This is a genomic window from Microbacterium meiriae (genome assembly GCF_025143875.1).
Classification (GTDB): Bacteria; Actinomycetota; Actinomycetes; order Actinomycetales; family Microbacteriaceae; genus Microbacterium; species Microbacterium meiriae.
Genome location: NZ_JAMBDU010000045.1, coordinates 1 through 11610, shown reverse-complemented (window position 1 = coordinate 11610; position 11610 = coordinate 1). Strand labels below are relative to the sequence as shown.

Sequence of the window (11610 nt, the reverse complement as noted above, 5' to 3'; positions counted from 1 at the left end):
CGCACCGGACTCATCCGGCACGACCACCCCCTCATCGCCGCGCTCCCACCGCAGGAGGTGCACGAGTGACCCCGCGCATCGCCATCGTCGGCGCGGGCCCCGCGGGCATCTACGCCGCCGACCTCCTCCGGGCGCAGGTGCCGGAGGCGGCCATCGACCTGTACGAGAAGCTCCCCGCCCCGTACGGGCTCGTCCGCTACGGCGTCGCCCCCGACCATCCGCGTATCCGCAAGATCATCGATGCGCTGCACGACGTACTCCTCCAGCCCGGCATCCGGCTGCGCGGCAACGTCGAGGTCGGCGTCGATGTGACGGTCGACGAGCTCCGCCGGGCGTACGACGGCGTCGTCATCGCGACCGGAGCCGACCGTGACGTGACGTTCGACGTGCCGGGAGCCGACCTTCCCGGATCGTACGGAGCCGCGGAGTTCGTGGCCTGGTACGACGCGCACCCCGACGTCGCCCAGGGCTGGGGTCTGGAGGCGGAGTCCGTGGCCGTGCTCGGCGCAGGCAACGTCGCGCTCGACGTCACGCGCATCCTTGCGAAGCACGCCGCGGCGCTGGAGTCGACCGACACCCCCGACCACATCCTCGACGCGCTCGCCGCGAGTCGGATCCGCGACGTGCACCTCTTCGCCCGCCGTGGTCCGGCCGATGTGCGCTTCTCGGCCCTGGAGCTGCGCGAGCTCGGCGAGCAGCACGACGTGGAGGTGATCGTCGATCCCGCCGACCTCGAGCTCGACGACCACGCCGCCCGCATGCTGGAGCAGTTCTCCCAGCGCCGCATCATCGTGCGCACCCTCAGGGAGTGGGCGGAGCGTCCGTCCGCCGGGGCGTCCCGGCGCATCCACCTGCACTTCCGGCATCGCCCCGTCCGCGTCCTCGGCACGGACCGCGTGGAGGGCATCGAGTTCGAGCGCACCGCGTCCGATCCGCTCGGCCGCATGGTCGGCACCGGCGAGCTCGTGCGCTACGAGGTCGGCGCCGTCTACCGGGCGATCGGCTACCTCTCCTCGCCCGTGCCCGGTGTGCCGTTCGACGCGGCGCGGGGCGTCGTGCCGAATGCGGAGGGGCGGGTGCTCGATGCCGACGGCACGCCCGTCCCCGGCCTCTACGCCACCGGCTGGATCAAGCGCGGGCCGATCGGACTCATCGGCTCGACCAAGTCCGACGCCGCACAGACCGTGCAGCATCTCGTCGAGGACCTCGCTGCCACTCCGTCCGCCCGCATCGACCGGGACCCGCCCCTGGACCTCCCCGGCGTGGTGGACTGGGAGGGTTGGTTGCGCATCGACGAGGCCGAGCGCCGCGCCGGAGCCGTCCGCGGCCGGGAGCGTACGAAGCTCGTCGACCGTGCGGCCATGCGCGCCCACGCGACCCCCACCCCCATCCCTCTCGAGGAGAGCACCCGATGACCCGCGACCCGCACACCACCCCGCACCCCGCCGCTCCGGTGCCCACGCCGGTCGGAGAGGGGCTCAAGGCGGCGTTCCGCACCCACCCCGCCGGTGTCGCCATCATCACGGCGCAGGGTCCGGACGGCCCCGTCGGCCTCACGGCGTCGAGCGTGTCGTCGGTCGCGGTCGATCCGGCGGCCATCGTGTTCTCGGTGACCAGGGCGACCGGAAGCGCCGGGGCCATCCTCGGCGCGGAGACCTTCGTCGTGCATCTCATCGACGACGAGCACTCCGCGCTCGCCCAGAGCTTCGCGGTGAGCGGTTCCGAGCGCTTCACGCCCGAGCAGGGCTGGACGACGCTGCCGACCGGGGAGCCGCACCTGGCGGAGGCCAGGGTCGCGTTGCGCTGCCGAGCGATCCAGACCGTGCCCGTCGGCTCGTCGACCGTGGTGATCGCCGAGGTGCTCGAGGTGCTCGCGGGCCGCCCCGCCCGCCCGCTCGTCTACATCGACCGCCGATTCCACGCCCTGTCCCACGACACCGCCCTCTGATCCCGTCACGAAAGGAACAACCATGTCCACTCCGTACACGCTCCCCGAGCTGCCCTACGACTACTCCGCGCTGGAGCCGCACATCTCCGGCAAGATCATGGAGCTGCACCACTCCAAGCACCACCAGGCCTACGTGACCGGCGCGAACACGGCGCTGGAGCAGCTCGCGGCGGCCCGGGACAGCGGCGACCTCGGAGCGGTGAACAAGCTCGAGAAGGACCTCGCGTTCAACCTCGGCGGCCACATCAACCACTCCGTGTTCTGGCAGAACCTCTCGCCGGAGGGCGGCGGGGCTCCGGAGGGCGAGCTCTCGGCGGCCCTGGCGGACTCCTTCGGGTCGATCGACGGCTTCCGCGCGCACTTCACCGCGACGGCCCTCGGCGTGCAGGGCTCCGGGTGGGCCGTGCTCGCCTGGGACTCGGTGGGCGCACGCCCGGTGATCTTCCAGCTCTTCGACCAGCAGGGCAACGCGCCGCTCGGCGTCGTCCCGCTGCTGCAGCTCGACGTGTGGGAGCACGCCTACTACCTCGACTACCTCAACGTGCGGGCGGACTACGTCAAGGCGTTCTGGAACCTCGTGAACTGGCCCGACGTGCAGCGCCGCTTCGAGACGGCGCGCACCGCAACCGCGGGTCTCCTCGTCCCCTGACCCCCTCTTCGCCGACCCGGCCCCTTGCGTGCGCCCCGGCCCGTTGCGATCATCCGCACCGGGGCGGGGTGGCCGCAAGGGGCCGGGTCGTGTTCAGGCGAGGGTGAGGAAGAGCTTCTCCAGGTCGGGGAGCGGGACGGCGTCGTCTTGCGCGGGGTCCTCGAGGCAGGTCTTCATGGCGGAGGCGATGATCTGGAACCCCGCCTTGTCCAGGGCGGAGGTCACGGCGGCGAGCTGCGTGACGACGGCCCGGCAGTCACCGCCGCTCTCGACCGCGGCGATCACGGCGCCGAGCTGTCCCTGTGCGCGCTTGAGGCGGTTGGCGATCTTGCGCTGCGTGTCGATGTCGACGGTGGTCATGGTCTCTCCCTGAAGGCTGGCTGTGCGCTCCACTATACCCCCGGGGGTATAGTGTCTGCATACCCACCGGGGTATCGAGTGAGGAGAGAACAGATGTGTCGAGCAGTCCGTTGCCGTACCTGCGGGAAGACCACCTGGGCGGGGTGTGGTCAGCACGTCGACGCCGTCCGCCGCACCGTGCCGGCGTCGGACTGGTGCACGGGCCATCCGAAGGACGAGGCCAAGGGCGGTCTCCTGGCCCGGCTGTTCGGCCGATGAGCGCGCCACTCCGCGTCGTCATCGTCGGTGGCGTCGCCGGCGGCATGTCGGCGGCGACCCGGCTCCGACGGCTCGACGAGTCCGCGGACATCGTCGTCTTCGAGCGCGGTCCCGAGGTCTCCTACGCCAACTGCGGTCTGCCCTACTACGTGGGCGGCGTGATCGAGGAGCGCGGCGCCCTCCTGCTGCAGACCCCGGAGTCGCTGCACCGCCGCTTCCGGCTGGACGTCCGCGTCCGTCACGACGTCGTCGGCATCGACACCGCGCGCAAGACGGTCGAGGTCGTCGATCTCGACAGCGGCCACCGGAGCACCCACCCGTACGACCGCCTCGTGCTCGCCACCGGTGCCCGGCCCCGCGGCGACGAGCCGACCGGAGCCCTCCCCGCGCGGAGCCTGCGGACCGTGGCGGATGCCGATGCGATCGAGGCCGCCCTCCGCCCCGGACTGCCGGTGGTCGTCGTCGGCGGCGGATACACGGGACTCGAGGCGGTGGAGAACCTCGTCGCCCGGGGCGCCGCGGTCACCCTGGTGCAACGCGGTGCCCAGCTGCTCGCCCCGCTGGATCCGGAGATGGCCGCCCCCCTCGCGGCCGAGGTCCGGCGCCGCGGGGTTGACGTGCGACTCGGCGTCGAGGTCGTGGCCACGGCCGCGGATTCCGTGACCCTGAGCGACGGTGCCACCCTCCCTGCGGAGTTCCTCGTCGATGCCTCCGGGGTCGTGCCCGAGGTCGGACTCGCCCGCGCCGCCGGGATCCGTCTTGGCGAGACCGGCGGCATCGCGGTCGACGAGGCCTGCCGCACCAGTGCCCCGGACGTCTTCGCGGTCGGCGACGGCGTCGAGAAGGCCGACCTCATCGGCGGTGGTGCGGCACTCGTGACCATGGCCGGTCTCGCCAACCGCCACGGCCGGATGGTCGCTGACGTCATCGCGGGGCGGGAGGAGTCAGCGCGCCCCGCGCTCGGCACCGGCATCGTGCAGGTGTTCGGCCTGGCCGCCGCGAAGACCGGATGGAGCGAGAAGCAGCTCCGTGCCGCGGGCCGCGACTTCTACGCCGTGCATGTGCATCCGGCGTCGCACGCCGGCTACTACCCGGGCGCGGAGACCCTCTCGATGAAGCTCCTTGCCGACCCCGCCACCGACCGCATCCTCGGGGCGCAGATCGTGGGTCGTGACGGCGTGGACAAGCGGATCGACGTCATCGCGACGGCGCTGCACGCGGGCGTCACCGCCTCCGGGCTCGCGCACCTCGAGCTCGCGTATGCCCCGCAGTTCGGCTCGGCGAAGGACGCCGTGAACATCCTCGGATACGTGGCCGAGAACACCCGCAGCGGCACCACGCCGACCCTCCAGTGGCACGAGCTCGACGACGCCCTGCAGGCGGGCGCAGCCCTCATCGACGTCCGCTCCGCGGGCGAGTATGCGAACGGCGCCATCCCCGGCGCGCGGAACATCCCGCTCGACGAGCTGCGCGACCGCCTCGACGAGCTGCCGGACGGGCACCTCGTGGTGCACTGCCAGGTCGGTCTCCGGGGGCACATCGCCACCCGGCTGCTGCGGCACCACGGGCGCGAGGTGCGCAATCTCGACGGCGGCTACCGCACCTGGCGGGACGCGACCGCAGGCTCCTGAGCTCGACGCGTTCACAACTCAGGAGAACCGGCGCACCTGCGCCCGTCAGGGCCGGAACCGCGGTCTCTGCGCGCCGTACTCCTGAGTTGTGAACGCCACCCGGCTCAGACGAGCCGGGCGGTCGTGCCGCGGACGTTGAGCTCGTACGGCAGGGCGGCGGGCGGGCGCACGGCTTCCGGGTCGGTGAGCTTCGCGAGGACCGCGTCGGCCGCCCGTTCGCCCTGTCCGAGCGGGAACTGGTCGACCGTGGTGAGGCGAAAGAACTCGCCGAGCTCATGGCCGTCGATGCCCACGATGGACAGGTCCCCCGGCACCGCGAAGCCGAGGTCGCGCGCGGCGAGGAGCGCCCCGATCGCCATCTCGTCCGACGCGGCGAACACCGCGGTGGGACGCGGCCCCGGACGCCCGAGGAGCTGCTTCGCGGCGCGGTAGCCGCCCTCCACCGTGAAGTCCGCGGGCTCCAGGAACGCGGGGTTCAGGGGGATGCCGGCCGTGGCCAGTGCCCGCTCGAACCCGAGTCGTCGGTTCGTGGGGATGTGGAAGTCGATGTCGAACTCGGGGTTCGCGCCGATGTGGGCGATCTCGGTGTGGCCGAGGCCGAGCAGGTGCTCCGTCGCGAGCTGCGCCACGGCGACGTCGTCGACCGTGAGCGTGTCGAGCTTCGGATTGGGGCCGCCGATCGCGATGACGGGTAGGCCGAGGTCGAGGAGCTGCTGGGTCTCGTCCTCGTCCAGCTCGATGGACACGGCGATCACGGCGTCGACCCGCTGGCGGCGCAGGAACGTGTCGAACACGTGGCGGCGCACGTCCTTGTCGGCGGTGATGTTGTAGAGCGTGATGTCGTAGCCGGCCCGCATCAGGGCCGCGGAGACCCCGGACAGCACGGTGCTGAAGAACCAGCGGTCGAGGAACGGCACCACGACTCCGATGTTGCGGGTGCGCCCCGACGCGAGGCTCGAGGCGCGGGAGGAGACCACGTATCCGAGCGAGGCAGCGGCGGCCTGCACGCGCTCGCGCGCGGACTCCGACACGTGCCCGCGGCCGCTCAGCGCGCGGGAGACCGTCGCGGTGGAGACGCCGGCGAGCCGGGCGACCTCGTCGATGCTCGCCATCGTCGTTCCTTCGGATCGGAGACGCCCGTGCCGCGCCCCGGGTGGAGCGCGCCACGGGCGCCGCGGTGTCAGGCCGTGGTGTACCAGACGGCGGTGTCGACCGGGACCTGGGCGCCGTCGAAAGGCTGGCTGCGGAGCAGGACGACCGCGCCTTCCGGAAGGTCGAGCGGAGCCGTGCCGAGGTTCGCCAGCACGTGGACCTCACCGCGACGGAAGGCCACGGCGTCGGGGCCGGCGTCCTCCCACACCAGCGACCCGGTGCCGAATCCGAACTCGCGACGACCGGCGAGCAGGCGCTTGTACAGGGCCAGGGTCGACGCCGGGTCGACCTCCTCGACGTCCCGGGCGTAGGCCGCCCAGTCCGCGGGCTGCGGGAGCCACGAGAGTCCGGTGTCGTTGAAGCCGAACGCCGGGGCCTCCGCCTCCCACGGCAGCGGCACACGGCAGCCGTCGCGGCCGTAGCGCTCGCCGTTCGTGCGGAACCAGGTCGGGTCCTGACGGTACTCGTCCGGGATCTCCATGGCCTCGGGCAATCCGAGCTCTTCACCCTGGTAGAGGTAGGCGGAGCCGGGGAGCGCGAGCATCAGCGTGGTGGCCGCGCGGGCGCGGGCGAGGCCGACGGCCGTGTCCGGCTTGTCCGGGGTGTTCGGGCCGATGCCCTCGCCCTGCGGGTTGTCGATCGTGAGCGCCAGGCGCGTGGCGTGCCGCACGACGTCGTGGTTCGACAGCACCCAGGTGCTCGGTGCACCGACCGCGCCGAAGGCGTCCAGCGACTCACGGATCACGTCGCCGAGCGCCTTCGCGTCCCACGCCGTCATCAGGTACGGGAAGTTGAAGGTCTGGTGCATCTCGTCCGGACGCACCCAGAGCGCGGTCTCCTTCAGCGTCGGCATCCAGGCCTCGCCGCAGAGCGCGCGGTCGCCGTCGTACTCCGCGAGCACCTTGTGCCAGTCGCGGTAGATCTCGTGCACGCCGTCCTGGCCCCAGTACGGCACGTTCGACTCGCCGCCGCCCATGGAGTCCGCGTCGGTGGGCGGTGTGTAGTCGGGGAGGCCCTCGGTCTTGATCATGCCGTGGGCCACATCGACCCGGAAGCCGTCGACACCGCGGTCGAGCCAGAAGCGCAGGATCGAGCGGAACTCCTCCTGCACCTCCTCGTTGTTCCAGTCGAAGTCGGGCTGCGTGGCGTCGAAGATGTGCAGGTACCACTGACCCGGCGTGCCGTCGGCCTCGGTGACGCGCTGCCACATGCCGCCGCCGAACACCGACTCCCAGTTGTTCGGGGGCAGTTCGCCGTTCTCACCGCGGCCATCGCGGAAGATGTAGCGTGCGCGCTCCGGGCTCCCCGGCGCGGCCTTGAGCGCCTCCTGGAACCAGGGGTGCTGGTCGGACGAGTGGTTCGGGACGAGGTCGACGATCACCCGGATGCCGCGGGCGTGGGCCTCGGCGAGCATGAGGTCGAAGTCGGCGAGCGTGCCGAACAGCGGGTCGACGTCGCGGTAGTCGGCCACGTCGTAGCCGGCGTCGCGCTGCGGGCTCGTCATGAACGGGCTGAGCCAGATCGCGTCGACGCCGAGCTCCTGCAGCGAGTCGAGGCGCCTCGTGATGCCGGGGAGGTCGCCGATGCCGTCGCCCGACGCGTCCGCGAAGGAGCGGGGGTAGATCTGGTAGATGACGGCGCTGCGCCACCACTCGGAACCGGGGGCTGCGATCTGTTCGAGCTGTGCCATGCGATCAGGCTACTGCAAACGCTTACAGTCCCGCCACCACAGGTATCGAAACGGTTCGGTGATCCCTTTCGCCCTCTCCGCCGACCCACCCCTTTCCGTCCGACCCACCCCCTCGCGGACGGCCGGAAGGGGCCGGGAGGAACGGAAGGGGGTGGGTCGACAGGGGATGAGAGTCAGGGGGTCGGCATGCCGCCGTTGACGTTCAGGGTCTCGCCGAGCACGTAGCTCGACTCCGGGGAGGCGAGGAAGACGTACGCGGGGGCGAGCTCCGCGGGCTGACCCATCCGGCCGAGCGGAGTGTCCTGGCCGAACTGCGCGATCTTCTCCTGCGGCTGCCCGTCACTCGGCTGCAGCGGGGTCCAGATCGGTCCGGGCGCCACGGCGTTCACGCGGATTCCCTTCGGCGCGAGCTGCTGGGCGAGGCCCTTCGTGAACGCGTTGATGGTCGACTTGGTCGACGCGTAGTCGACGAGGATGTCCGACGGCGAGTAGGCCTGGATGGAGGTCGTGTTGATGATCGTCGACCCCGCGGGGAGGTGCGGCAGGGCGGCCTTCGTGATCCAGAACATCGCGTACACGTTGGTCTTGAACGTGTCGTCGAACTGCTCGTCCGTCACGTCGGTGAGGGACTCCTGGAAGACCTGCTTGCCGCCGTTGTTGACGAGGATGTCGAGTCCGCCGAGCGCCGCGACGGCCTCGGCCACCAGGGTCCGGCAGTACTCCGGGTCGCGCAGGTCACCGGGGATGGTGGCCACGGTGGCACCCGCCTCGCGGAGGATCCCGGCGATGCGGCTGGCGTCCTCCTCCTCTTCGGGGAGGTAGGAGATCGCGACGTCGGCCCCCTCGCGAGCGAACGCGATGGCGGTGGCCGCGCCGATGCCGGAGTCGCCGCCTGTGATGAGCGCCTTGCGTCCGGTCAGTCGTCCGGTGCCGCGGTACGACTCCTCGCCGAGGTCGGCCTTCGGGGTGAGGTCCGCGTCGAGACCGGGCTCGCGCATGTGCTGCTTCTGCGGCTGGATGTCGGCGTAGAGCTCGACCGGGTTGGTGAAGGTGTACTGGTCGCGGGACATGGGGTGTCCTTTCCGGGAGGTCGGGGACGGGAGGACCATCGTGCGCCTCGCGCTCCGGGTCCGGCAAACGCCTTGCACGCGTCCGGTCGCTTTGGTACACGCGCATGTGGCCGAAAGACACTTCCCCTCGAGCCTCCTGTCATGACAGGGTGGCGAACATCCCCCCGTGTCGCTCGCGGCATGTCCCCGGGGGTCCTGCCGTCGAGAGGTCGTGATGTCCGCTTCCGCCCGCCGATCCGCGCCCTGGGCGGTCGTCGCCGCCCTCGTCGTCGGCGCCGTGCTCGTCGGTGCCGCCCCCGCCGTGTCCGATGCGTTCGGCACGCGCGTGCAGCCCCCGGCCGACCCGGTGAACGACCCCGCCGCTTCGGTCGCGCTCGCCTACGAGTTCCTCGACGCCCGGGTCGACGAGTTCTGCGACGGCGAGGGCCGGTGCCTGCCGCGCAGCTACGAGGGCGGATTCTTCACCACGCCGTCCTGGGACTTCACGCCCTCTTTCGTCTACGACGACGCCCTTGTCGTCATCGCCTACACCGCCCGCGGTCTGCCGGACGACCTGCGCCGCGCGCAAGCTGTCGCGGACACCCTCCTCTTCGTGCAGGAGAACGACCCGGTCGCCGACGGCCGCGTCCGCACCTCGTACGAGCCGCACGGCATCCGTCAGGGCCGGATGGAGATCACCGGACCCGGCACCTTCACCGGCAACCAGGCCTGGGTGGGTATGGCGCTCGCCCGCCTCTTCCACGCCACCGGCGAGACGCGGTATCTCGACGGCGCGGTGCGCATCGCGGAGTGGATCCAGGACAACACCGCCGACATGACCCGCGCGCCCTACGGCTACACCGGTGGGCAGACCGATGCCGGGGTGCCGCTGGAGTGGAAGTCCACCGAGCACAACAGCGACATCGCCGGGTTCTTCACGCAGCTCGCCCAGCTCACGGGCGACGCGGTGTGGGCGGAGCGGGCGGCGGTGGCCGCAGGCTTCGTCGCGGCGATGCAGAGCGCCGACGGGCACGTGGACACCGGGACACTGCTGGACGGCAGCACGATCAACACCCGCCCGATCCCGCTCGACGCGCAGACGTGGAGCCTCCTCGGCACCGGGGACGCCCGGTACGGAGCGGCCGTCGACTGGACGCTCGCGCACCTCGTGGCCCAGGACGGTCCCTACCGAGGCCCGTCGATCAGTGACGTGGACGTGTCCAAGGTCTGGTTCGAGGGCAGCGGACACCTCGCCCTCGCGCTGCAGGAACGCGGGGCCCCTGGTGACCAGGCGCGCGCGGAGGAGCTGCTGGCCGACATCCGACTGGTGCAGCGCGACGCGGCGAACGGCGACGGCAAGGGCATCGTGGCGACTTCGACCGACGGACTCGACTCCGGCTTCGGCGACCTCTACTACGCGAGCCTGCACACCGGCACGACGGCCTGGTACCTGCTCGCGGCCGTGGGCGACAACCCCTTCCGTCTCCCCTAACCTCGTCCGTCGACCCGGCCCCTTGCGGTCGACCCGGCCTCGTCAGTGCGCCCGCAAAGGGGTGGGACGCTCGCAGAGGGGTGGGTCGACGGAGGGGTCAGGCGGCGACGCGGGCGACGGCGGCGATCGCGCTCGTGAAGAAGTCGAGACCGTCCACCCCGCTGCGCATCGCGACGGCGGTGTCCGGACCGAAACCGGGCTCCGTGGCGTGCTCGGGGTGCGGCATCAGTCCCACGACGTTGCCGGCCTCGTTCGTCAGCCCCGCGATGTCGCGCAGGGAGCCGTTCGGGTTCACGCCGGCATAGCGGAACGCCACGAGACCCTCGCCCTCGATGCGATCGAGCGTCTGCTCGTCGGCGATGTAGCCGCCGTCCGCGTTCTTCAGCGGGATGATGATCTCCTGGCCGGTGCGGAAGGCGTTGGTCCACGCGGTGTCGGCGTTCTCGACCGTGAGCTTCTGGTCGCGGCGGACGAAGTGCTGGTGCCCGTTGCGGATCAGGCCGCCGGGGAGCAGGTGCGCCTCGACGAGCATCTGGAAGCCGTTGCAGATGCCGAGAACGGGCATGCCCTTCGCGGCAGCGTCCTTGACCTCGCTCATGATGGGCGAGAGCGCGGCGATGGCGCCGGCGCGCAGGTAGTCGCCGTAGCTGAAACCGCCGGGGAGGACGAGGGCGTCGACGCCCTCGAGGTCGTGCGAGCCGTGCCACAGGGCGACCGGCTCGGCTCCCGCGATGCGGACGGCGCGCTGCGCGTCGACGTCGTCCAGCGAGCCGGGGAAGGTGACGACGCCGATGCGGACGGTCACTCCGCCACCTCGACGCCCACGACGTCTTCGATCACGGAGTTCGACAGGACCTCGTCGGCGAGGCGACGGGCCTCGGCGAGGACCTCGTCGGTGACCTCGCCCTCGACCGTGAGCTCGAAGCGCTTGCCGATGCGGACGTCGGTGAAGCCCTCGACGCCGAGGCGGGCGAAGGCGCCGGAGACGGCCTTGCCCTGCGGGTCGAGCAGTTCGGGCTTGGGCATGACGTCGACGACGATGGTGGGCATGACGGCTCCAAGAGTCGCGGGCGGACGGGCGGTTTCAGTCTACCGGCTCGCCGATGCTCCGCCGAGACCCCGGGCTCCCGTCCAGACCCCGCCCTGCGCCCGCCGCTACGCCGGGGTGTCGGCGAGAACCCGGGGTCTCGGCGTCAGAGGGGGTCAGGAGTGGAAGACGGTGTGGAGGTCGCCGATCGTGTCGCGGCCGCCGAGGCCGTCGATCTCGAAGAGCACCGAGATGCCGGCGACGTGGCTGCCGAGGCGCTCGACGAGCTCGCGACCGGCGGCCAGGGTGCCCCCCGGGCCGCGCCCCGGGGGGGTTGGGGCCCCCCGGGCGGCC

The 11610-nt window shown here is 71.7% G+C and carries 12 protein-coding genes; 6 read left to right on the top strand and 6 right to left on the bottom strand.

Annotation, left to right across the window (positions count from 1 at the left end; translation table 11 throughout):
• The first annotated feature begins 65 nt into the window (after positions 1 to 65).
• Genes M4D53_RS17335 through M4D53_RS17325 form a run of 3 tightly spaced genes read left to right on the top strand, consistent with a single transcriptional unit; the run spans position 66 to position 2597 of the window.
• Complete coding sequence (locus tag M4D53_RS17335) at positions 66 to 1415, top strand: FAD-dependent oxidoreductase (protein WP_259955278.1); 1350 nt, start codon at positions 66 to 68, stop codon at positions 1413 to 1415.
• Positions 1412 to 1948 (top strand): flavin reductase family protein, encoded by a 537-nt coding sequence (locus tag M4D53_RS17330; protein WP_187663063.1) that lies wholly within the window; start codon positions 1412 to 1414, stop codon positions 1946 to 1948. Before M4D53_RS17335 ends, M4D53_RS17330 begins: the two co-directional genes overlap by 4 nt.
• 22 nt (positions 1949 to 1970) lie before the next feature.
• Positions 1971 to 2597, top strand: a complete 627-nt coding sequence (locus M4D53_RS17325) for a superoxide dismutase (protein WP_060923577.1) — start codon at positions 1971 to 1973, stop codon at positions 2595 to 2597.
• Between the two features lie 93 nt (positions 2598 to 2690).
• Here the strand turns inward: M4D53_RS17325 and M4D53_RS17320 are convergent, their stop codons facing one another.
• Positions 2691 to 2957, bottom strand: a complete 267-nt coding sequence (locus M4D53_RS17320) for a metal-sensitive transcriptional regulator (RefSeq protein WP_187663064.1) — start codon at positions 2955 to 2957, stop codon at positions 2691 to 2693.
• A 93-nt stretch (positions 2958 to 3050) separates the two neighbouring features.
• Between M4D53_RS17320 and M4D53_RS17580 the strand changes: the two genes are divergently transcribed.
• Positions 3051 to 3215 (top strand): DUF8730 family Cys-rich protein, encoded by a 165-nt coding sequence (locus M4D53_RS17580; RefSeq protein WP_280565228.1) that lies wholly within the window; start codon positions 3051 to 3053, stop codon positions 3213 to 3215.
• Complete coding sequence (locus tag M4D53_RS17315; RefSeq protein ID WP_259955277.1) at positions 3212 to 4846, top strand: FAD-dependent oxidoreductase; 1635 nt, start codon at positions 3212 to 3214, stop codon at positions 4844 to 4846. The genes M4D53_RS17580 and M4D53_RS17315 overlap by 4 nt, the downstream gene beginning before the upstream one ends.
• Before the next feature lie 104 nt (positions 4847 to 4950).
• On the opposite strand, the gene M4D53_RS17310 is transcribed toward M4D53_RS17315, so the two are convergent.
• From M4D53_RS17310 to M4D53_RS17300, 3 genes are all read right to left on the bottom strand, one after another.
• Positions 4951 to 5958 carry a LacI family DNA-binding transcriptional regulator gene (locus M4D53_RS17310; protein ID WP_187663066.1) on the bottom strand — a complete coding sequence of 336 codons (1008 nt, stop codon included), beginning with the start codon at positions 5956 to 5958 and terminating at the stop codon, positions 4951 to 4953.
• A gap of 68 nt (positions 5959 to 6026) precedes the next feature.
• Positions 6027 to 7688: a glycoside hydrolase family 13 protein gene (locus M4D53_RS17305; protein ID WP_259955276.1), complete on the bottom strand. Its 1662-nt coding sequence runs from the start codon at positions 7686 to 7688 to the stop codon at positions 6027 to 6029.
• Between the two features lie 173 nt (positions 7689 to 7861).
• The gene (locus M4D53_RS17300; protein ID WP_060923499.1) at positions 7862 to 8758 is read right to left on the bottom strand and encodes an SDR family oxidoreductase; all 897 of its coding nucleotides are present in this window, start codon (positions 8756 to 8758) and stop codon (positions 7862 to 7864) included.
• 214 nt (positions 8759 to 8972) lie between these two features.
• Here M4D53_RS17300 and M4D53_RS17295 point away from each other — a divergent pair, with 214 nt between their 5' ends.
• On the top strand, positions 8973 to 10229 hold the full coding sequence (locus M4D53_RS17295; protein WP_259955275.1) for a YyaL domain-containing protein: 1257 nt from the start codon (positions 8973 to 8975) through the stop codon (positions 10227 to 10229).
• A 97-nt stretch (positions 10230 to 10326) separates the two neighbouring features.
• Here M4D53_RS17295 and purQ read toward each other — a convergent pair whose 3' ends face one another.
• Both purQ and purS read right to left on the bottom strand, forming a co-directional pair.
• Entirely contained in the window at positions 10327 to 11034 is a 708-nt protein-coding gene (gene purQ, locus M4D53_RS17290) for a phosphoribosylformylglycinamidine synthase subunit PurQ (RefSeq protein WP_187663069.1), read from the bottom strand.
• Positions 11031 to 11279 carry a phosphoribosylformylglycinamidine synthase subunit PurS gene (purS, locus tag M4D53_RS17285; protein WP_050304938.1) on the bottom strand — a complete coding sequence of 83 codons (249 nt, stop codon included), beginning with the start codon at positions 11277 to 11279 and terminating at the stop codon, positions 11031 to 11033. The genes purQ and purS overlap by 4 nt, the downstream gene beginning before the upstream one ends.
• Positions 11280 to 11610 lie beyond the last annotated feature (331 nt).

Bases quoted from the DNA above. Each gene is read 5' to 3' on its own strand.
- M4D53_RS17580 (WP_280565228.1), top strand. From the start codon at position 3,051: ATGTGTCGAGCAGTCCGTTGCCGTACCTGCGGGAAGACCACCTGGGCG.
- M4D53_RS17310 (WP_187663066.1), bottom strand. From the start codon at position 5,958: ATGGCGAGCATCGACGAGGTCGCCCGGCTCGCCGGCGTCTCCACCGCG.
- M4D53_RS17305 (WP_259955276.1), bottom strand. From the start codon at position 7,688: ATGGCACAGCTCGAACAGATCGCAGCCCCCGGTTCCGAGTGGTGGCGC.
- M4D53_RS17320 (WP_187663064.1), bottom strand. From the start codon at position 2,957: ATGACCACCGTCGACATCGACACGCAGCGCAAGATCGCCAACCGCCTC.
- M4D53_RS17325 (WP_060923577.1), top strand. From the start codon at position 1,971: ATGTCCACTCCGTACACGCTCCCCGAGCTGCCCTACGACTACTCCGCG.
- purS (WP_050304938.1), bottom strand. From the start codon at position 11,279: ATGCCCACCATCGTCGTCGACGTCATGCCCAAGCCCGAACTGCTCGAC.
- M4D53_RS17330 (WP_187663063.1), top strand. From the start codon at position 1,412: ATGACCCGCGACCCGCACACCACCCCGCACCCCGCCGCTCCGGTGCCC.
- M4D53_RS17315 (WP_259955277.1), top strand. From the start codon at position 3,212: ATGAGCGCGCCACTCCGCGTCGTCATCGTCGGTGGCGTCGCCGGCGGC.
- M4D53_RS17300 (WP_060923499.1), bottom strand. From the start codon at position 8,758: ATGTCCCGCGACCAGTACACCTTCACCAACCCGGTCGAGCTCTACGCC.
- M4D53_RS17295 (WP_259955275.1), top strand. From the start codon at position 8,973: ATGTCCGCTTCCGCCCGCCGATCCGCGCCCTGGGCGGTCGTCGCCGCC.